The following is a 19,460-nucleotide window of genomic DNA, read 5'->3' on the forward strand; positions in this document are numbered from 1 at the left end:
TTAAAGATATAATATATAAAGTCGTTTCAGTTAATTATGTCTTAAAGCAAATTAGAAGAATATAACAACATAGTCAAACAGAACCTACCTCAAATCAATCTGTAAACCAAAGAAGTTGGAGTTTGCAGCAGCAGTATATTTAGCGTGTGTGTAGCTAAAACGCATTTTATTAAGCTTTACAGAAAATCCAGCAGAAAGCCCAGAGAAGTTACGTTGGTCTTCGATGCGGAGTTCTTCGGCACGTCTAAAATTATAACCCAATCGTATATTAAACCCTTTGCTGGGAAACAGCTCGGCTCCCAATATGGTGTGTCTTATTACTTGCGATAAAAAACCTACTCGTTCCTGCTCTTGGTTACCTTCTAAATCTGTTGTTGCTCGTGCTGGATTAGGTTCGCCAATTGGCCATTGTTGTAAATTCTCGAAAGTTAAATGCCAGCGTAGTGGTACGTTTTCCAAGGTTTGAGACAAACCTATATCTATTTCTAATGGCAAAGATTCGCGCCTGTCTGCATATGTGGTAATTTGTGTTCCCAAATTCCTAACCACTAATGTGCCCTGAAACTCCAAACGCTCGTCTATATACAAAATGGCTAAATCTGTAGCCACACCAAGCGAATTGTATTGCTCCAGACTGGAATTAATAAGTTTAACGTTTGCTCCTGCGTAAAAATCGCTGTAACCTATTTGCGCTGCATAACCTAAAGACAGGGCAGTCTCCGACCCAGAGAATGAGCCTGTTTCTTGTCCGTTTTCATCATAACCTTCAAAATCACCGTAATTAATATAGGTTATACCTCCATGGTAGGTTTGCACACGTCTGTCTACAGTATAAGCATAAGCTGCTGTACCGTATTTTACACCTCCTAAATAGCTTGTATAATTAAGGGCAAACTGGTTATCCATTTCCACATTAATGGTGGAAGGATTATAGAGTGCTTGCGTTACATCCCAATCGACATTGGTTAATACTTTGCCACCTAAAGCTGCCTGTCTTGGCGAGGACACTAAATTTAAAAACTGGTAAGTAGATTGTCCACCCAATTGCGCGAAGCAAAAGGAGCTGAATAAAATAAAGTAAAACGGGACAATTTTTTTAAGCATAAAGCTGCAAAAGTAACTAAATCTATCTTAAAACGTTAAGATGTCTTTTTTATTTTAGTTTTAGCGTTTGCCCAACGCTTATTGTGTTACTTTCTAAGCCATTAATTGCTTTAAGCGCTTCTACTGTGATACTTGCATTTTTGGCAATGCTATATAAGGTTTCGCCTTTTTTAACTATATGTGTTGTTTTATCGGCAATTTGAGCGGCTTCATTATAGCCGATTTTTAATTTTTGGTTTACACTAAGTGTGTTTGATTTAAGTTTATTTAAACTTTTAATCTGCGCCATGCTTATACCATATTTGTTGGCAATGGAATAAAGTGTTTCTCCTCTACTTACTGTATGTGTAGAGCCATCGACCACATTTGCAGATACTTTTACAGAAGTATTATAACTACTTGGCGTTCCATTAGTAAATGTGTAAACACCAGTGGTGGTGTTCATTTTTGCTGGTTTGCCATCTATTACAACATCTACAACAGAGTTCTGAGCGAATGCACTCATGCTTATTAAGCATGCAAGTGCCAGAAGCGGTTTTTTCATATATAAATTAGGATATTCTTGTATTTCTGCGTTAGCAAAAATATTAATTAATTTGGGTTATTTTTTGGTGAAACTTTAAGTTTCTGTCCAACACTAAGATTATTATTCTTTAAGTTATTTAACTTTTTTAAGGCATCTACAGTCATGTTATGCTCTTTGGCAATACTCCATAACGAATTGCCTTTTTCCACCGTATAATAACCAGTATCTGCATCATTTTCTTCGGAGTCTTTATCCACTTCAATGTTTTCCTCTTCTAAAATTTCTGTGTTTTTTGAAGCCTCTATTTTCTTTTCCGTTTCTCTTACAGCAGCTATAGCACGTTGTGCTTTCTCTGCTGTTGAAACTTCATTTTTAGGTTTGTTCTCGAAGACCATTACTTTTTTACCGCTTTCTGATTCCTCTATTTTAGCTTCCGCATTGGTTTCTTTAATCTCTTTTATAGTTTTAGCATCTAACTTTCTTGGCATGTTTTCAACTATCACTACTGCTGGTTCTTCTTGAGTAGCTACTTCCATTTCTTCTACAACAACAGTTTCCTCTTCAACTTCAATAGGTTGTTCTTCTAATTCGGCTTCCAAAGCTTCCATTTCGACTTTAAGCCTTGCTAATTTTTCTTTTTTAGTTTCTTGTTTTGGTGTATTAGCAACTATAGCCTCTTCTTTAATCTCAGTTTTCACTTCATTGACTTCTTCAGAAATAGCTTCAGAAAGATCTTTAATGTTCTCCTCTTCTTCGGTATCATTAGTATTATCTAATCCAAAAATAGGATTCTTTACATTTTCTTCGGCTTTAAGAACCTTGGCTCTTGGCTTTTCTTCTGTTTTTTTAGTCTCAATAACTTCATTTTCTATTTGCTCTACCGAAGGTGGCGCAGCAAATTGCCCTGGAGTTTCACCTGGACGCAGTCTGGCAATAATTTGCTTTTCGCCTGCATAACTAATTACAGGACTACTTGATTTTATAAGGTGCTTTTTTACAATTTTTAGTTCGGAACCAATTTTTAAGTTTGAGCTGGTAACTTTATTGTGTTTTTTAATATCTCCAACAGTTACATCATTTTTTTTTGCAATGGCAGATAACGTCTCACCTTTTTTAATGGTATAACTCGAAATATCGGTATAAACGACTCCGCTTGCAGTAGTTTCCAATTGCTCAGGATCTGTTGTTGCGTGCTCTAAAAACGTATATTCTCCTGTTTTGGTGGACATAAAGGCTTCCTTTCCCTCCACTTCTATAGGAAGAAACTCTTCTTCTATTTCTTGGGCAAAAATACCTGTAGATAATAAACCGAATAGACCAAATACAATTATTTTCATTTTTATAAATTTTTAGCGTTCTTAACTTTTTTGTTTGTCAGGGCTAATTTTAACACATCTTTCATATCTGTAACGTAGTGGAATGTTAAGCCTTTTAAATACTCTTGCTTAATTTCCTCGATATCTCTTCTGTTATCTTCGCAAAGTAATATTTCTTTTATTCTTGCACGTTTAGCTGCTAAAATCTTTTCTTTTATGCCTCCAACAGGTAGCACTTTACCACGCAGCGTGATTTCGCCAGTCATGGCAATACTTTTTTTCACTTTACGTTGTGTAAACAAAGATACTAAAGAAGTTAACATGGTCACACCAGCACTTGGGCCATCTTTAGGTGTTGCACCTTCTGGCACGTGAATGTGTACATTGTATTTATCGAAAACATCCGTGTTAATCCCAAATTCGTCTGCATTTGCTTTTATATATTCCATAGCAATGGTTGCAGATTCTTTCATGACTTTCCCTAAGTTTCCTGTTATAGAAAGCGTGCCTTTTCCTTTAGATAAAATAGATTCTATAAATAAAATATCGCCTCCAACTCTTGTCCAGGCCAAACCTGTAACCACACCAGCAACATCATTATTTTCGTATTTATCACGTTCTAATTTTGGGCCACCTAAAACTTCAATAACAGTATCATTAGTTACTTTTACATCGTAATCCTCATCCATTGCAATATTCATTGCTGCGTAACGCACCATTTTTGCAATCTGCTTTTCTAAAGTTCTAACACCAGATTCTCTTGTATAGCCTTCTACAATTTTTTCTAATTGTGGCTTACCAAGTTTTAAGTGCTTATCTTCTAAGCCATGCTCTTTAAGCTGTTTTGGTAATAAGTGACGCTTACCAATTTCCACTTTTTCTTCTATCGTGTAACCAGTTACATTTATAATTTCCATTCTGTCGCGTAATGCTGGCTGAAGGTTGCTTAAGCTATTAGAGGTCGCAATAAACATAACTTTAGAAAGGTCGTAACCCATTTCTAAAAAATTATCGTGAAACTCACTATTTTGCTCTGGATCTAACACTTCTAATAAGGCAGACGATGGGTCGCCTTGATGCGAATTAGATAATTTATCGATCTCGTCTAATACAAATACTGGATTAGACGTACCTGCTTTTTTTAAAGACTGAATAATGCGTCCTGGCATTGCACCAATATAGGTTTTACGGTGTCCGCGAATTTCGGCTTCATCGCGTAAACCACCTAAAGACATACGCACATATTCTCGTCCTAAAGCTTCTGCTATAGATTTTCCTAAAGAGGTTTTACCAACACCTGGAGGACCATAAAGACATAAAATTGGAGATTTCATATCGTTACGTAATTTTAATACTGCTAAATATTCTATAATACGTTTTTTAACGTCGTCCAGACCATAATGGTCTCTGTCTAAAATCTTTTTTGCACGTTTAAGATCGAATTTATCTTTACTGAACTCATTCCAAGGTAAATCGAGAAACAAATCGAGATAATTACGTTGTATGGAATATTCTGCAACTTGCGGATTCATGCGTTGCATTTTCGATAATTCTTTATCGAAATGTGTTTTAACTTTCTCGTTCCACTTCTTTTGCTTCGCACGCTTTTTCATGTCTTCCATTTCTTCAGCATTGCCACCTCCAAGCTCTTCTTGTATGGTTTTCATTTGCTGATTTAGGAAATATTCGCGCTGTTGCTGGTTCATATCGCTTTGAACCTTGGATTGGATATCGTTTTTTAATTCCAGTTTTTGAAGTTCGGTATTCATAAACTTCAAGGTTTCAAGCGCTCGTGTTTTTAAATCGTTGGTTTCTAAAAGCTTCTGCTTGTCTTTTACAGGCAAATTCATATTAGAAGACACAAAATTGATTAAAAACGAATCGCTTTCAATGTTTTTAATAGCAAAGGAGGCTTCACTTGGAATGTTTGGGCTATCCTTTATAATTTGAAGTGCTAAGTCTTTAATCGAGTCTATAATTGCTTGAAACTCTTTGTTCTTTTTCGCTGGTTTAGCTTCGGCAACTTCTCGAATAGTAGCATTAATGTATGGCTCTTCTGTTATAACTTCGGCTACACTAAAACGTTTTTTACCTTGTATAATAACCGTTGTATTACCATCTGGCATTTTTAACACCTTTAAAATTCGGGCTACTGTACCAATAGTATGGATGTCTTTAGCCTTAGGATCTTCTATCGCTTCATCTTTCTGTGCTACTACTCCAATTACCTTAGAACCTTTATTAGCATCGTTTAATAGTGTTATAGATTTATCGCGTCCTGCTGTAATTGGTATTACCACACCAGGGAATAAAACCGTATTACGCAATGATAAAATTGGTAAGGTTTCTGGTAATTCTTCGCTATTTATTTTCTCTTCGTCTTCTGGTGTCATTAAAGGAATTAATTCAGAATTTCCGTCAAAATCCTGCAATGACAAACTGTCCAGACTAATAAAATTAGATTTCTTCATAAGTATATTTACGTCATTATGTCACCAAATACAATTTAGCACACAATCTTCAATTTATAAAATTAATATATAAAACTTTAAAATACCCTGACAATCAATTAATTATCAACAATCAAGTGTGAGTATCTTTTATTAAAAGTTCAATTAATATGCCAATCTTTATTATGTTGAAAGTTTAAACTTTACAACTTTTTACTTTTAAATTAAAAGTTTTTTAAAAAACTTTTATAAAACTGTAACAAACTCATTTAACTTGCATCTTTAGTATAACAAACCACAACCATTGACAGTAACCAATTACAATACCGAACAGCTTGTAGCGCTGTGTAAAACCAACAACCAATTAGCGCAATTGGAATTGTACAATAGGTATTACAAAGCAATGTATAATACTGCTTACCGTATTGTAAAGGATAAATTTGAAGCTGAAGACGTCATGCAAAATGCCTTTTTGCTGGCTTTTTCAAAGTTAGATACCTTAAAAGAAATTAAAACGTTTGGTGCTTGGTTAAAGCGCATAGTTATTAATAAAAGTATATACCATTATAATAAAAGTACAAAGTTTGACGAAGTCCCTTTAGACAACGTTATTTATAAGGTAGAAGACACGAGTGGTATTGCAGAAGATTATGAGTTTACTAACCTACAAGCAAAGCAGATATTAGACACCATGCAGCAATTAAAAGATAATTATCGGGTTGCTTTAACGCTTCATTTAATTGAAGGTTTCGATTATGAAGAAATAAGTGATATTATGAAAATTTCCAACGCTAATTGTCGCACAACAATTTCACGAGCAAAAGACAGTTTAAGAAAAAAAATGCAAGTCTTAATGGATTAAAAAATGAAAATGAAAAACGATAATATAAATAAACTTTTCGAGAGGTTACAGGACGATTTCGATGTTGAAACTCCTAATCAAGATCATAAACAAAGGTTTATAGAGAAATTAAATGCGCAAAGCAACACACCAAAGGTCGTTACTGCAAAAAGTAACAGCAATTTATGGAAACCTTTTTTGGGTATTGCGGCTTCAATACTATTAATTGTTACGCTTGCTTTTAATTTTGAAGGCAAACCTAAAGTGCAAGACTTGGCAAGTGTTTCTACTGAAATGAAAGATACTCAAAACTTTTTCACCAAAGTAATTGCTGAAGAACTTGAGAAAATAGACAGTGAGCGCACTCCAGAAACCGAAGTGTTAATTAAAGACGCAATGGTACAAATGGAAACACTTGAAAAAGAATACGCACAATTAAAATTAGACCTAACCGAAAGCGGAAACGATAAACGTGTTATCCACGCTATGATTGATAATTTCTGGAACAGAATTAATGTGCTTAAAACAGTATTAGAAAATATAGAGAGTATTAAAACCTTTAAACAACAAACCAATGAAACAAGTATTACACTATAAAATAATTGTCTATTTATTGCTTTTTCCGTTAGCGATTTTCGCTAATACAAACAACGATAAAGAAGGGAAACACAAAAAAGAAAAAGTGATTAAAAAAACCTTTAATGTAAATGATGATGCCACATTAAAAATTAACAACAGCTATGGCAATTTAGACATAGTTACTTGGGAAGGTAGCACCATAGACTTTGTAATAACCATTACCACAACTGGTAATGATGAAGGAAAAGTAAAGGAAAAATTAGAAGATATAACGGTCGATTTTTCTGGTGCTCCAGATTTAGTAACTGCAACTACCCGATTTAGTAAAAGCAAAAGCAAATCGTGGTGGAAATGGGGAAACAATGGTGACAATGTACAAATGAAAATTAATTATATTGTAAAAATGCCTTTGTCGAATAATGTAGATTTAAGTAACGATTATGGCAACATTAATCTGGGAAAACTTGAAGGACGTGCAGAATTAAATTGCGACTACGGTAAGATAACTACCAAAGAATTATTGGCAGATAACAATATCATTAATTTCGATTACTCCAATAATTGCTATTTCGAGTTTATTAAAGGTGGTAAAATCACTGCAGATTACAGTAGCTTTACTGTATCTAAAACCAACACTTTAGAGGTTATCGCAGATTACACACAATCTAAAATAGACATTGCAGAAGATATTATTTATAACTGCGATTATGGAGGTATCACTATTGAGAAAGCAAATAACATTAAAGGTAATGGCGACTATTTAACTACGCTCTTAGGCGATATTTATAAAAACATTAATATTACCGCAGATTATGGCTCTATTAAAATTGAAAAACTTCATAAGAGCATTAACAACGTTGCCATAGAATCAGACTACGTAGGTATAAAAATTGGCTACGATCCTGCGCTCTCTTTCGATTTTAATATACAGTTAGAATATGGCTCATTAAAAGATGGTGATGATAGCTTCAATTTTATAAAGAAACGAGTAGAATCTTCCGAAAGATATTACACAGGCTACCACAATTCTCAAAACTCTGGAAATTTGGTCAGAATTAATTCAGAATACGGAAGTGTTAGCTTTTATAAAAATTAAAGAAAATCAATCAATTAAATAAAAACAAAAATCATGAAAAACTTAAAACACAGCTTAGTATTAGCCATTACTTTATTTAGTTTCACATTTGCTCAGGCCCAATTGTGGGGAGGCAAGAAAATTAAAGGTAATGGAAACATGACAACAATTACACGAACTACCCAGGACTACGATGCCATTAAATGTGCAGGTTGGATGGACTTTATATTAATAAAAGGAACTGAAGGCGACATTAAAATTGAAGGCGAAAGCAACCTTTTAGAATATATAATTACCGAGGTAGATGGTAACACATTAAAAATTAAAACCGAAAATAACGTTAATTTAAAACCAAGTTTTAATAAATCGATTACCATAACAATACCTTTTCAAGATATAGATTATGTAAGCCTTTCCGGTTCTGGAGATGTTATGAGTAAAGATAAAATAGTTACAGATACTTTTAAAACCAGTGTCTCTGGTTCTGGAGATATCGTTTTAGATATCGAAGCCAATACTGTTGATGCAAATGTAACAGGATCTGGTGATTTAACCTTAAGAGGAAAAACTAAAAACTTAAATGCAAGTGTAACTGGATCTGGTGATTTTCACGGTTATAATTTAGATGCTATGGATGTTGATGCTAAGGTTACGGGCTCTGGAGACGTTGCTGTTGTTTGTAATGGCAATTTAAAAGCACGAGTAACTGGTTCTGGCGATATTGAGTATAAAGGCGATCCAAAAACTGAGGACACTAAGGTTACTGGCTCTGGGAGTATTGGGAATTAGCTGTTAGCTGTTAGCTGTTAGCTGAAATAAAAAAAACCGCAAAACTTAGAGCTTTGCGGTTTTTTTTATTTAGTAATTTAATTTTATTAGTATGCTATATCTATTACACCTTGCGTAACACTTAAATCAGCACCACTGGAATTGCTAACTATACCTCCAAATGTTCCCGCTATAGTGCCTGCATTGTTTTCGGTTATAGTAGACGTAAAATCATCGAACCCTTGTGTTGAAGGAAAATAATCAGGATCAGTAGTAGAAAGTGTTAATACGAACGTACTATTAATAATTTCCATACCTGTTGCTCCTTCTTCAACTTCAAAATAAATGCTATAATTATTTTGCGCAGATGTTTCGCCAGTTACTTGTAACGTTGTTCCTTGTACTACAACATCTACTAAATCAAATTCAATTGGTAAAGTACCTACCGTAAGACTTATTTCGACTTCTGATGGTTGATTATTACCAGTACAATCCCCTAACCCGTCAATTACAGATTGTATTTCGCCAGTAGCATCACCACATGCCGAAATTAAGTTTTGCAATGCAGATTTATAAGCGTTACATACATTTTCGTTGGTTGGATCGTTATTATATTGATTTTCAGCAGTTGTGGCAAAAGTTGTTGCTTCAACACAAGGATCTACTGTGTTGCTAATTTTGGTCCATACAGAACTGGAAGACACTGTAGACGTTACGGTAAACCCTCCTTCATTAGTAGTTTCTGTTGTGTTTTGAGAAAACGACAATGTTTGGCCATCTGGTGAAATAGTATATGGAGAAGTTTGAGGACCATCAAAATCTGAAAAATCCATACCTTGAAATTCATAAGACACAAAAGAACCGTCTGATGTTAACTCACTACCATTTGTAGTGTAATTACCAGATCCCGAAACATTATCGACTGATAGGGTTTGAGAACTAGTTTGACCATTAACCGTAATATCAACATCATACCCATAACCACCACTTGTTGTATACGTACTTGGTGTAAATGTTAAATCGTAATTAGGATTAATACTTTGTATCACAACATCAGATTCAATGGTCATACCTCCAACATCAGATGACGTATTAACAGTTGCACTAAAGGTTGTTAATGTCCATGTCCCAATTAAATTATTTGAAGCATTTTGGCTGTTAAGATCAAAGCCATCTAAAGGTTCATTTTGGCAGGAATAAAAAGTTGAAAATAAAATGGTAAGAATAAAAACTGAGGCTAACTTTATGGACTTCATTTATAAAAATTTAATAATTAAAGTGCTAATATAAAAAATATTAGGTTATATCGTCACTTCTTCTTTAGGAACACGAAATAATAATACAATTCCTATTAAAAAGAAAACAAATAAAAATAGTATTGCGTTTCGCATACTTCCGGTAATTTGATCAATTGTTGCAAATATAACCATACCTATTACAATACCTATTTTTTCTGCAACATCGTAAAAACTAAAATAAGAGGTTGTGTCTTTGGTTTCGGGCAAAAATTTGGAATACGTTGAACGTGCTAAACTTTGTATACCTCCCATTACCATACCTACAAAACCTGCTGCAATGTAAAACTGTAGTGGTGTTTGCATAAAATAGGCATAAAAACACAACGCCATCCACACAAAATTTACTGCAATTAGAGTTTTTATATTACCAAATTTTGCGGATGCTTTTGCGGTTAAAAAAGCCCCTAATATCGCAACAATTTGTATTACTAAAATACTAACAATTAAGCCGAATGTTTTTTCGCTATCGCCTCCCCAAGCAATTTCTTCCTCACCAAAATAAACAGCAACTAGCATGATGGTTTGTACAGCCATACTAAATACAAAGAAAGCAACCAAATAGCGTTTTAATCTTAATGTCGCTTGTAACTCCATCCATACTAATTTCAATTCTTTAAGACCATTAAATAACACTGCTTTTGTGACTTTGTGACCTTTTGAAACGCCCTTGGGTAATACGTAAAACGTATATTGGCTAAAAAGTGCCCACCACACACCAACAGTTATAAAAGCTATCTTCATGGCTCTAAAAGATGCCGCATCTTTTGCTTTACCTAATGCTTCTGAGATTTCTAATTTTGTTAGAGAATCTCTTAACTCTTCAGGGATACTAATATCGAATCCAAAGTATTGTGGAAACATTACCATAGCCAAGTTAAAAAGCAGTAATAAAACACTCCCAATATATCCTAAAGAGAAACCTTTCGCGCTAATATTATCTTGCTGCTCCTCGAAAGCAATATCTGGTAAATAAGAATTATAAAACACCAAGCTTCCCCAATACCCAATTAATCCCATAAAGTAAAATAACAAGCTTAAATGAATTCTTTCTGGAGAAACATCAAAAAAATATAAACCAATACAACCAGCACTACCAACGTAACAAAAGAATTTCATAAAATTCTTTTTATTACCAATATAATCTGCTATTCCAGATAATATTGGCGACGTAAAAGCAACCACTAAAAAGGTAAAAGCTGTTACATAAGTTATTAGCGCTGTACTTTTAAACACCATCCCGAAGGCTTCTACAGTTTTAACTTCGGAAATAAATAAGGCAGAATAAAAGATAGGAAATATTGAAGACGCGATAGTAAGTGTATATACCGAATTTGCCCAATCGTAAAAAGCCCAAGCGTTTAGTAGCTTTTTACTACCTTTTTGTAAATTTTCCATAAAAAAAGCCACTCGTTAGGAAGAGTGGCTTCGAAAATAAGGATTTATATTTTAATTAATATGGAGTTACTGTTCTAAATGAACTTACACCAAATTTTTTGGCTTCTGCTTTAGCAGATGGTGCCAAAGCTTCTAAATTAGCAATACGTGTTGTAGTTGCTGGGTGCGTACTTAAAAACTCTGGTGGTGCCTGACCGTTACTCGCCTGTCCCATACGTCTCCATAAATTTGCAGCTTCATCTGGATTATAACCAGCAATGGCTGTTAATATTAAACCAATTCTATCTGCTTCAGTTTCATGACTTCTGCTAAAAGGTAGCATAACACCTACCTGAGAGCCAATACCGTAATACTGGTTAAAAGCCGCTCTATCTTTATCGTTTTGAATGGCAATATTACCTGCAACGGCAACACCTTGCTGTAATAAACCTGCACTCATACGTTGTTGTCCATGGTTGGCTAATGCATGTGCCACCTCGTGTCCCATAATTGCTGCAATGGCTGCTTCGTTTTGTGCTACTGGTAAAATACCAGTGTAGAACACTATTTTTCCGCCTGGCATACACCATGCATTAACGGTTTCGTCTTTAACAAGATTATACTCCCATTTGTAATCGTTTAGATAACCTTGATGACCGTTAGCATTTAACCAACGCTCTGCAGCAACAGCAATTCGCTGTCCTACTCTGGTAATCATTTGTGCTTCGGTAGTACCTGTAACGACATTGTTTTCATTTAAAAACTGATTGTATTGTGCAAAAGCAGTTGGGAATAATTGAGAATTTGGTACTAATGCTAACGTATTCTTTCCTGTAAATGGGTTTGTAGAACACGATAAAAACAATAATAACGTTACAACTACTGTTATACTCGATTTTAATTTCATTTCTTTTAGATGTTTATAATTAATTCAATTCTAAATTTACAAAAAGTTGAACTTAAAACGTATTTTCAAATAAATAATTTGTCCTTTTTTACGTTATAAAACGCATATTTAATGCTTAAATACATAAAATTGAAAAGCTTCAGCACTATTTTTGTAAAGAATTGCTTTACATCACGACCAAATGTATAACTAAAATAAAACTTAAGAAATGAGAAAAATTGCATTATTAGCTATTGTGTGTTTACTATTTAATTGTAAAGGCACAGCGCAAGACACAGAAAAAGAAGATAAAGTATTTGAGGTTACTAAAACCGAAGAACAGTGGAAAGAAGAACTCTCTAAAGAAGAATTTAATGTCTTGCGAAAAGCAGGGACCGAAAGACCTTTCTCAAGCAAACTTAACAAAGAATATAGTGCTGGCATCTACGTTTGTGCAGCCTGTGAAACGCCATTATTTAAAAGTGAACATAAATTCGATTCTGGTACAGGATGGCCAAGTTTCGATAGAGAGATTGAGGGTAATGTTGCATTCTCTGTCGATTATAATTTAGGTCACGCACGTACTGAGGAACATTGTGCTACTTGCGGCGGACATTTAGGTCACGTTTTTAACGATGGACCAAGTGATACTACCGGAAAAAGACACTGTATTAATGGTGTTGCTTTAAATTTTATACCTGAAAAATAATGAGTGACTTTAATTTAAAAAAGTCTGAAGAAGAATGGCGTAAAGCGCTTACAGACGAAGAATATAGAATTTTACGAGAAAAGGGAACAGAGCGACCTCACTCTGGAAAATATAATCTTCATTTTGAAGAAGGCACTTACAAATGTGCAGGTTGTAATCAAAAATTGTTTGAAAGCGATAGTAAATTCGATGCGCATTGTGGTTGGCCAAGTTTCGACGAATCTATAAAAGGAACCGTAAAATATGTGTTAGACAAAACACATGGCATGACAAGAACAGAAATTTTGTGCTCTAACTGTGGCGGACATTTAGGTCATGTTTTTAACGATGGTCCTACAGAAACTGGCACGCGCTATTGTGTAAACTCGGTAAGTGTGAAATTCGATAAAACCAATGAGTAGCTATTTAAACAGCTGTATAAAACAATTTCAATATTACAAGAGTCTTGGTGATAAAACTTTTGAGCAATTATCTTTTAAAGACTTAAAAACAACACCTAACACCTATTCTAATTCTATTGCTATTATAACTAAGCATATTGTTGGGAATATGCTATCGCGCTGGACTAACTTTTTAACCGAAGATGGTGAAAAAGAATGGCGAGAACGTGACTTGGAGTTTAAGGACACTTTTTCTTCTAAAGAAGAATTGATAACTGCATGGAACAATGGTTGGATTTGCTTATTTAAAGCAATAAAGCCTTTAACCGAAAGCGATTTAGAACGTATTATATATATTAGAAATCAAGGCCATACGGTAACAGAAGCTATTAACAGACAATTAGCACATTATGCCTATCATGTTGGGCAAATAGTCTTTATTGGTACATTGTTGAAAGCCGAAGATTGGCAATCGTTATCCATACCTAAAGGAGCATCTTCCACTTATAATAAAGCAAAATTTAGCAAGCCTAAAAGCAGAACTCATTTTACCGACGATTTATAGTTTAATATTTTTCTTAAAAACATTCAACAATTTAATTTTGAAACGCCATCATTAGCGTGAGTGATAGTAACGGCATCCTTTTGCTTTTTCTGCAAAAGATACAGTGGATAGCACGACCTTTAGGTCACGCCCAAATAAAAAATTAAACGCAATTAGCAATTTAGAAACAACTAATGTTTACCTTATTTCTTAAAGGTAGTTCTACAATTTAAGTTTTTGATATTTGTTATTTAGGATTTTCCATTTGAAAATCCTTAAATTTGTGTTTCTTAAAAACGACTAAAAATTACATAATGAGTAAATACGATATTATTGTTCTTGGAAGTGGTCCTGGTGGCTACGTAACTGCAATTAGAGCTTCGCAATTAGGCTTTAAAACTGCCATTGTAGAAAAGGAAAGTCTTGGTGGTGTATGCCTTAACTGGGGTTGTATACCAACTAAAGCACTTTTAAAATCTGCTCAGGTTTTCGAGTATTTAAAGCATGCCAGCGATTACGGGCTATCTGTTAAAGAATACGATAAGGATTTTGATGCTGTTGTAAACCGAAGCCGAAACGTTGCTGAGGGAATGAGTAAAGGTGTTCAGTTTTTAATGAAAAAGAACAAAATCGATGTTATTAATGGTTTTGGGAAGCTTAAACCTGGAAAAAAGGTTGACGTTGATGGTAAGGAATACTCGGCAGACCATATTATTATTGCTACAGGAGCACGATCTCGCGAGTTACCAAGTTTACCGCAAGATGGAAAGAAAGTTATTGGCTACAGAGAAGCCATGACTTTAAAAAAGCAGCCCAAAAAGATGATAGTTGTAGGTTCCGGAGCCATTGGTGTTGAGTTTGCTTATTTCTATAATGCTATGGGAACAGAGGTAACGGTTGTAGAATTTTTACCAAATGTGGTACCTGTTGAAGATATTGATGTTTCTAAACAATTAGAAAAATCGTTTAAGAAAAGTGGTATAAAAATTATGACTTCGGCAGAAGTTACAAAAGTGGATACCTCTGGTTCTGGAGTTAAAGCTACAGTTAAAACTAAAAAAGGTGAAGAAGTTTTAGAAGCAGATATTGTATTATCTGCGGTTGGTATAAAAACTAATATAGAAGGTATAGGCCTTGAAGATTGTGGTATTGCTGTTGATAGAGACAAAATTATGGTTAACGATTATTACCAGACTAACATACCTGGTTATTATGCAATTGGCGATGTAACACCAGGACAAGCATTAGCTCACGTGGCTTCTGCAGAAGGTATTTTATGCGTAGAGAAAATTGCAGGACAACATGTGGAGGCATTAGATTACGGTAACATTCCTGGTTGTACCTATGCATCTCCAGAAATTGCAAGTGTTGGTTTAACAGAGCAACAGGCAAAGGACAAAGGCTTAGATATTAAAGTGGGGAAATTTCCGTTTTCGGCTTCGGGAAAGGCAAGTGCATCTGGCGCTAAAGAAGGCTTTGTAAAAGTGATTTTTGATGCCAAATATGGCGAATGGTTAGGTTGCCATATGATTGGTGCCGGAGTAACCGATATGATTGCTGAGGCTGTTTTAGGTAGAAAATTAGAAACTACAGGGCATGAAGTATTAAAAGCAGTACATCCTCACCCAACTATGAGTGAAGCGGTTATGGAAGCTGTTGCAGACGCTTATGACGAGGTGATACATTTATAGCTGTTAGCTGTTAGCTGTTAGCTGTTAGCTAAAACATAAAAAAATGCGATTCTTACAGAATCGCATTTTTTATGTTTTTAATTGAGTTAGAGTAAGTGTTCCTTGCCTTTAGGAGGTTAAGATGAGATTTACAGAAAACTTTGTACCGCCAACTCGTAGCTTTGCAAGCCAAAACCAACAATAACGCCTTTAGCATTAGGAGCAATAAACGATTGATGCCTAAATTCTTCGCGATTAAACGTGTTAGAAATATGCACTTCTACAACAGGCGTTTCTATCGCTTTAACAGCATCACCAATACCAACAGAGGTGTGTGTATAAGCCGCAGCGTTTAAGATCATGCCATCATAACTAAACCCACATTCCTGAATTTTATCTATTAACTCCCCTTCTATATTAGATTGAAAATGTTCTAATGCAACTTTAGGATATTTTTCTTTAACAGTATCAAAAAACTCTGTAAAGGACAAATTACCATAGACATTAGGTTCGCGTTTACCTAACAGGTTAAGATTTGGTCCGTTAATAATTATTATTTTTTTCATGTGATTATATTTATTGTTTTTTATGGTCACATGCTGTTCGCTACTATATATTTTTGAATATTTAATAAAATTTTGAACACGCTCGTTTCATAATGTAAAAATACAAAAGTTATGGTATAAAAAAACCGAAGCGTTAGGCTTCGGTTTTTTTCTTCTATTTATGTTTTTAGTTTAATGCAAATAATACACCTACATTTATACTACTTCTTCCATTTCTTACAGAATCACCCTCATTATTTTCAAAAATATCTGATAAACCAGATTGTCCATCATACTCTATAAAAAGCTTAGTGTTATCTGCTATTTCAAATTTATAACCAATTCCGAAAGCTAAACCAAAATCTGTAGTATTAAACCCTTCTTTTAAATCTAAACCCAACACAGAATCTTCTGCATTTAAAAGTATACCAACGTATGGCCCAAAGTTTAAGTACCATTTTCTTGTTGATCCAAAATGCCAATTAGCCATTACAGGAATGGTTAAATATCCTAATTCGAAATCTGTTACAGTCGTTTCAGAAGTTTCTTCATTAAAAACAAAGCCATTGCCCCAACCTTTTTGGTCGTATATAAATTTAGCTTTAATTCCCCAACGGTCTGAAAAATAGTATTCTCCAGAAGCTCCAATGTTAAATGATGTTCTGGAATCCGTAGAGTTTTCTGTATCTCCACCAACCACAACGTTAGAAAGGTTTACACCTGCTCCTAAGCCTAATTCAAAATCACCCTTATCTAATTGGGCATGAGTAACAGTTAATGCTAATACCGCCAAGGCTGTAAATAATAATTTTTTCATTGTTTAAAGTTTTTGTTAGGCTGCGAAAGTATATAAATATTCATAAATTGTTATTGTAAAAAATCGTAATCACAATGTGTTAGTTTTAAGAGACTGAACTGTAAGGTTTTAAAGAAAAAAAATGAATAAAATAAAATAAAAAAGCCGAAGCGTTAGGCTTCGGCTTTAATGTATGTATATTGATATCTCTCTATTAAGGACATTCTAATTATTTAGAACATAAACCCTATAGAAACCTGAATTACATTATTTTGAATACTGAAATCATCAGCATCATCATTATCTGAAATATTTGATAAACCTAAGTTATATCTGGCAGAAAAATTTAATCCGTTATCTAATTTATAACCAGCTCCAAGACCAACACCAAAATCAATTCCTTTAAAAGAGTCCTTAGCGTCAAAAGAATCTGATTCTGTTTCTCCATCTACGGTAACTTCTGATTCAGCTTCAGCAGAAATTAAAAACCCAACTTGTGGTCCAGCTTGTAAACTTAAACCTTCAGCAACATAAAATTTTGCCATTACAGGTACATAAATGTAATCTAATTTTAATTTGTCTTCATACTTAACTTCCTCACCAAAAAATTCTTCAGTATATTCTTCACTAACGCCTTGAGAAGAATATAAAACTTCTGGTTGAACAGAAAATTTTTCTGAGACCATAATCTCTGCTACACCACCTGCGTGAAAAGATGTACGACCATCCACATCTTCGATATCACCGCCAATTGTTGCGAAGTTAACACCAGCCTTAACACCAAATTTAACTTCTTGTGCATTAGCACTTGTAAAACCTAATACTGCAATAGCAGCTGCAAATAATAATTTTTTCATTGTTTAAAGTTTTTGTTAGGCTGCGAAAGTATATAAATATTCATAAATTTTTATTGTAAAAAATCGTAATTATAATGTATTAATTTTAAGAGACTGAACTGTAAGGTTTTAAAGAAAAAAAAATGAATAAAATAAAATAAAATAAAAAAGCCGAAGCGTTAGGCTTCGGCTTTAATTTATATATTATGAGTTCTAATTAGAACTTGTAAGAAATTCCAAAGTTAATATCAGATAAATCTAATCCAATATTAAAATCATTTCTTGCTTCTGCACCTTCGGCATCAGCTTTAAAAGTGTTGTATCCTAAAACACCAATAGATGCTTCTAAAGTAATACAATCTGAAACGAAATAGCTAATACCTGGAGCGATTTGAAAGTTTAAACCATCAAACTTAACATCTTCTTCAACAAAAGCTTCATCGAATTTAGTTGCTACAAAGTTAGCAGATAATTCACCGAAGAAAGAAAACTGACTTGCTGGAGTTGTGTAGTAACGTCCAAATACACCTGCACTTAAAGCAGTTGTTTTATCTTCAGCAGTAATTTCTTCAAATGTATCAGGATCGAAAGCAGGACCTTCGCTTGTAAAAGAAGCGTAACCTAAGCTAGCACCAACTGCAATATTCTCTGATACAAAGAATCCAACTTTTGGAGAAATTTCGAATTGACTGTCTTTAAAATCTCCTTGAGAAGAAGAACCAAAACCTACTGCACCTGAGATAAAAACATCTCCATTTTCAAAACCACCTGTTGTTGTTTCTTCTTGTGCATTAATACTTGTAAAACCTAATACTGCAATAGCAGCTGTAAATAATAATTTTTTCATTGTTTAAATTCATTTATTGATTTGAGGGCGCAAAACTATGTTAATGCAAAATATCTACAAAGAAAAAAGAATAAAAAAAAAGAAACGATAATAGTATTCACTGACAATCAATCGATTAATACTACTATTTAACAAGGTTTTAAGGTTAACAATAAAAAAACCGAAGCTTTTGCTTCGGTTTTTAATTATAACTATTGTATTAATTAGAATGTAAACTCTATTCCTAAACCTACAGTGTTTAATGATGCTCCATCATTACTAATTCCTGTGTAAGATAAGTTTGCACCCACCTTTTCACTAAAACTGTAACCAACTCGTGGTCTATAATAAATACCTCCTTCTCCTTCACCAGCCGAGATCGCATAACCTGCATCTGCTCCTAAGTAAAATTCTTCAGAAACATTAAACCTTACTGCAGCAGCAACAGGAATAAATTGAGCGTCTTCAGCCTCAACTGTAACTGTAGTTGTTCCAAATGTAGACTCTAAATCTTCACCAAAAACATTCATAAATCCAGTAGCAGCACCAAGATAAATATCGTCTGATACAGGAAATAAATAAGCCACATCCAATCCAGCACTTAATGAGTAAAAATCGCTAAAGTCACCAACTGGTAAACCTGCATTGACTCCTACTTTAAACATTCCGTCTTGGGCATTTACACTTAATAATGCACATACAGCAATAGCTGCCGTTAAAAATAATTTTTTCATTGTTTTAGTTTTTAATTTATTGATTAGTACGAAACTAAATAAAATTTATGTTGAAATGAGCTTCTTTAACACAGTTATTAACAATTTTATTAACAATTCAATCATAACAAACTGTTAATCAATATGTTGCACATTAAATTTAAAGTGTTTCTAAATAAACATAAATTGTTTCTAATTTTTTAACATAACCTATTAATTATCAA

Annotated in this window: 20 protein-coding genes; 8 read left to right on the plus strand and 12 right to left on the minus strand. The window is 34.0% G+C overall.

Going from position 1 to position 19,460, the window contains the following annotated elements; genetic code table 11:
* Positions 1–84 precede the first annotated feature (84 nt).
* The 4 genes from porQ to lon all read right to left on the minus strand — a co-directional run bounded on the left by porQ (position 85) and on the right by lon (position 5,417).
* Complete coding sequence (gene porQ, locus ACVC43_RS11610; RefSeq protein ID WP_452224693.1) at positions 85–1,104, minus strand: type IX secretion system protein PorQ; 1,020 nt, start codon at positions 1,102–1,104, stop codon at positions 85–87.
* 49 nt (positions 1,105–1,153) lie between these two features.
* Positions 1,154–1,609 carry a LysM peptidoglycan-binding domain-containing protein gene (locus ACVC43_RS11615; RefSeq protein ID WP_452224694.1) on the minus strand — a complete coding sequence of 152 codons (456 nt, stop codon included), beginning with the start codon at positions 1,607–1,609 and terminating at the stop codon, positions 1,154–1,156.
* 86 nt (positions 1,610–1,695) lie between these two features.
* Entirely contained in the window at positions 1,696–2,967 is a 1,272-nt protein-coding gene (locus ACVC43_RS11620) for a LysM peptidoglycan-binding domain-containing protein (protein ID WP_452224695.1), read from the minus strand.
* A 2-nt stretch (positions 2,968–2,969) separates the two neighbouring features.
* Entirely contained in the window at positions 2,970–5,417 is a 2,448-nt protein-coding gene (gene lon, locus ACVC43_RS11625; protein WP_452224696.1) for an endopeptidase La, read from the minus strand.
* 283 nt (positions 5,418–5,700) lie between these two features.
* Between lon and ACVC43_RS11630 the strand changes: the two genes are divergently transcribed.
* Genes ACVC43_RS11630 through ACVC43_RS11645 form a run of 4 tightly spaced genes read left to right on the plus strand, consistent with a single transcriptional unit; the run spans position 5,701 to position 8,680 of the window.
* Complete coding sequence (locus ACVC43_RS11630; protein ID WP_452224697.1) at positions 5,701–6,258, plus strand: RNA polymerase sigma factor; 558 nt, start codon at positions 5,701–5,703, stop codon at positions 6,256–6,258.
* Positions 6,259–6,261: 3 nt separating this feature from the next.
* The gene (locus tag ACVC43_RS11635) at positions 6,262–6,834 is read left to right on the plus strand and encodes a hypothetical protein (RefSeq protein WP_452224698.1); all 573 of its coding nucleotides are present in this window, start codon (positions 6,262–6,264) and stop codon (positions 6,832–6,834) included.
* Complete coding sequence (locus ACVC43_RS11640) at positions 6,812–7,912, plus strand: hypothetical protein (RefSeq protein WP_452224699.1); 1,101 nt, start codon at positions 6,812–6,814, stop codon at positions 7,910–7,912. The genes ACVC43_RS11635 and ACVC43_RS11640 overlap by 23 nt, the downstream gene beginning before the upstream one ends.
* 33 nt (positions 7,913–7,945) lie before the next feature.
* Positions 7,946–8,680 carry a head GIN domain-containing protein gene (locus ACVC43_RS11645; protein WP_452224700.1) on the plus strand — a complete coding sequence of 245 codons (735 nt, stop codon included), beginning with the start codon at positions 7,946–7,948 and terminating at the stop codon, positions 8,678–8,680.
* 86 nt (positions 8,681–8,766) lie between these two features.
* On the opposite strand, the gene ACVC43_RS11650 is transcribed toward ACVC43_RS11645, so the two are convergent.
* Genes ACVC43_RS11650 through ACVC43_RS11660 form a run of 3 tightly spaced genes read right to left on the minus strand, consistent with a single transcriptional unit; the run spans position 8,767 to position 12,238 of the window.
* Positions 8,767–9,915: a hypothetical protein gene (locus ACVC43_RS11650; protein WP_452224701.1), complete on the minus strand. Its 1,149-nt coding sequence runs from the start codon at positions 9,913–9,915 to the stop codon at positions 8,767–8,769.
* Between the two features lie 45 nt (positions 9,916–9,960).
* The gene (locus tag ACVC43_RS11655; RefSeq protein WP_452224702.1) at positions 9,961–11,352 is read right to left on the minus strand and encodes an MFS transporter; all 1,392 of its coding nucleotides are present in this window, start codon (positions 11,350–11,352) and stop codon (positions 9,961–9,963) included.
* Positions 11,353–11,407: 55 nt separating this feature from the next.
* Complete coding sequence (locus ACVC43_RS11660) at positions 11,408–12,238, minus strand: M48 family metallopeptidase (RefSeq protein ID WP_452224703.1); 831 nt, start codon at positions 12,236–12,238, stop codon at positions 11,408–11,410.
* A gap of 208 nt (positions 12,239–12,446) precedes the next feature.
* Between ACVC43_RS11660 and msrB (ACVC43_RS11665) the strand changes: the two genes are divergently transcribed.
* From msrB (ACVC43_RS11665) to lpdA, 4 genes are all read left to right on the plus strand, one after another.
* Entirely contained in the window at positions 12,447–12,926 is a 480-nt protein-coding gene (msrB, locus tag ACVC43_RS11665) for a peptide-methionine (R)-S-oxide reductase MsrB (RefSeq protein ID WP_452224704.1), read from the plus strand.
* Positions 12,926–13,327, plus strand: a complete 402-nt coding sequence (gene msrB / locus ACVC43_RS11670; RefSeq protein ID WP_452224705.1) for a peptide-methionine (R)-S-oxide reductase MsrB — start codon at positions 12,926–12,928, stop codon at positions 13,325–13,327. Before msrB (ACVC43_RS11665) ends, msrB (ACVC43_RS11670) begins: the two co-directional genes overlap by 1 nt.
* On the plus strand, positions 13,320–13,871 hold the full coding sequence (locus tag ACVC43_RS11675; RefSeq protein ID WP_452224706.1) for a DUF1572 family protein: 552 nt from the start codon (positions 13,320–13,322) through the stop codon (positions 13,869–13,871). Before msrB (ACVC43_RS11670) ends, ACVC43_RS11675 begins: the two co-directional genes overlap by 8 nt.
* 293 nt (positions 13,872–14,164) lie before the next feature.
* Positions 14,165–15,541 carry a dihydrolipoyl dehydrogenase gene (gene lpdA / locus ACVC43_RS11680; RefSeq protein WP_452224707.1) on the plus strand — a complete coding sequence of 459 codons (1,377 nt, stop codon included), beginning with the start codon at positions 14,165–14,167 and terminating at the stop codon, positions 15,539–15,541.
* 128 nt (positions 15,542–15,669) lie between these two features.
* Here lpdA and aroQ read toward each other — a convergent pair whose 3' ends face one another.
* The 5 genes from aroQ to ACVC43_RS11705 all read right to left on the minus strand — a co-directional run bounded on the left by aroQ (position 15,670) and on the right by ACVC43_RS11705 (position 19,257).
* Positions 15,670–16,086: a type II 3-dehydroquinate dehydratase gene (gene aroQ / locus ACVC43_RS11685; RefSeq protein WP_452224708.1), complete on the minus strand. Its 417-nt coding sequence runs from the start codon at positions 16,084–16,086 to the stop codon at positions 15,670–15,672.
* Between the two features lie 166 nt (positions 16,087–16,252).
* The gene (locus ACVC43_RS11690; RefSeq protein WP_452224709.1) at positions 16,253–16,882 is read right to left on the minus strand and encodes a porin family protein; all 630 of its coding nucleotides are present in this window, start codon (positions 16,880–16,882) and stop codon (positions 16,253–16,255) included.
* Between the two features lie 212 nt (positions 16,883–17,094).
* A complete protein-coding gene (locus tag ACVC43_RS11695) occupies positions 17,095–17,718 on the minus strand; it encodes a porin family protein (protein ID WP_452224710.1) in 624 nt (207 codons plus the stop codon).
* A gap of 196 nt (positions 17,719–17,914) precedes the next feature.
* Positions 17,915–18,544 (minus strand): outer membrane beta-barrel protein, encoded by a 630-nt coding sequence (locus tag ACVC43_RS11700; RefSeq protein WP_452224711.1) that lies wholly within the window; start codon positions 18,542–18,544, stop codon positions 17,915–17,917.
* Positions 18,545–18,747: 203 nt separating this feature from the next.
* Positions 18,748–19,257, minus strand: coding sequence for an outer membrane beta-barrel protein (locus tag ACVC43_RS11705; protein ID WP_452224712.1), 510 nt, complete (start codon positions 19,255–19,257; stop codon positions 18,748–18,750).
* Positions 19,258–19,460: the final 203 nt, after the last annotated feature.

The organism is Lacinutrix chionoecetis (assembly GCF_053604665.1).

Excerpts from the sequence above, each read along its gene's own strand:
- porQ (WP_452224693.1), bottom strand. The coding sequence starts at position 1,104 with ATGCTTAAAAAAATTGTCCCGTTTTACTTTATTTTATTCAGCTCCTTT.
- ACVC43_RS11615 (WP_452224694.1), bottom strand. The coding sequence starts at position 1,609 with ATGAGTGCATTCGCTCAGAACTCTGTTGTAGATGTTGTAATAGATGGC.
- ACVC43_RS11620 (WP_452224695.1), bottom strand. The coding sequence starts at position 2,967 with ATGAAAATAATTGTATTTGGTCTATTCGGTTTATTATCTACAGGTATT.
- lon (WP_452224696.1), bottom strand. The coding sequence starts at position 5,417 with ATGAAGAAATCTAATTTTATTAGTCTGGACAGTTTGTCATTGCAGGAT.
- ACVC43_RS11635 (WP_452224698.1), top strand. The coding sequence starts at position 6,262 with ATGAAAATGAAAAACGATAATATAAATAAACTTTTCGAGAGGTTACAG.
- ACVC43_RS11640 (WP_452224699.1), top strand. The coding sequence starts at position 6,812 with ATGAAACAAGTATTACACTATAAAATAATTGTCTATTTATTGCTTTTT.
- ACVC43_RS11645 (WP_452224700.1), top strand. The coding sequence starts at position 7,946 with ATGAAAAACTTAAAACACAGCTTAGTATTAGCCATTACTTTATTTAGT.
- ACVC43_RS11650 (WP_452224701.1), bottom strand. The coding sequence starts at position 9,915 with ATGAAGTCCATAAAGTTAGCCTCAGTTTTTATTCTTACCATTTTATTT.
- ACVC43_RS11655 (WP_452224702.1), bottom strand. The coding sequence starts at position 11,352 with ATGGAAAATTTACAAAAAGGTAGTAAAAAGCTACTAAACGCTTGGGCT.
- ACVC43_RS11660 (WP_452224703.1), bottom strand. The coding sequence starts at position 12,238 with ATGAAATTAAAATCGAGTATAACAGTAGTTGTAACGTTATTATTGTTT.
- msrB (WP_452224704.1), top strand. The coding sequence starts at position 12,447 with ATGAGAAAAATTGCATTATTAGCTATTGTGTGTTTACTATTTAATTGT.
- msrB (WP_452224705.1), top strand. The coding sequence starts at position 12,926 with ATGAGTGACTTTAATTTAAAAAAGTCTGAAGAAGAATGGCGTAAAGCG.
- ACVC43_RS11675 (WP_452224706.1), top strand. The coding sequence starts at position 13,320 with ATGAGTAGCTATTTAAACAGCTGTATAAAACAATTTCAATATTACAAG.
- lpdA (WP_452224707.1), top strand. The coding sequence starts at position 14,165 with ATGAGTAAATACGATATTATTGTTCTTGGAAGTGGTCCTGGTGGCTAC.
- aroQ (WP_452224708.1), bottom strand. The coding sequence starts at position 16,086 with ATGAAAAAAATAATAATTATTAACGGACCAAATCTTAACCTGTTAGGT.
- ACVC43_RS11690 (WP_452224709.1), bottom strand. The coding sequence starts at position 16,882 with ATGAAAAAATTATTATTTACAGCCTTGGCGGTATTAGCATTAACTGTT.
- ACVC43_RS11695 (WP_452224710.1), bottom strand. The coding sequence starts at position 17,718 with ATGAAAAAATTATTATTTGCAGCTGCTATTGCAGTATTAGGTTTTACA.
- ACVC43_RS11700 (WP_452224711.1), bottom strand. The coding sequence starts at position 18,544 with ATGAAAAAATTATTATTTACAGCTGCTATTGCAGTATTAGGTTTTACA.
- ACVC43_RS11705 (WP_452224712.1), bottom strand. The coding sequence starts at position 19,257 with ATGAAAAAATTATTTTTAACGGCAGCTATTGCTGTATGTGCATTATTA.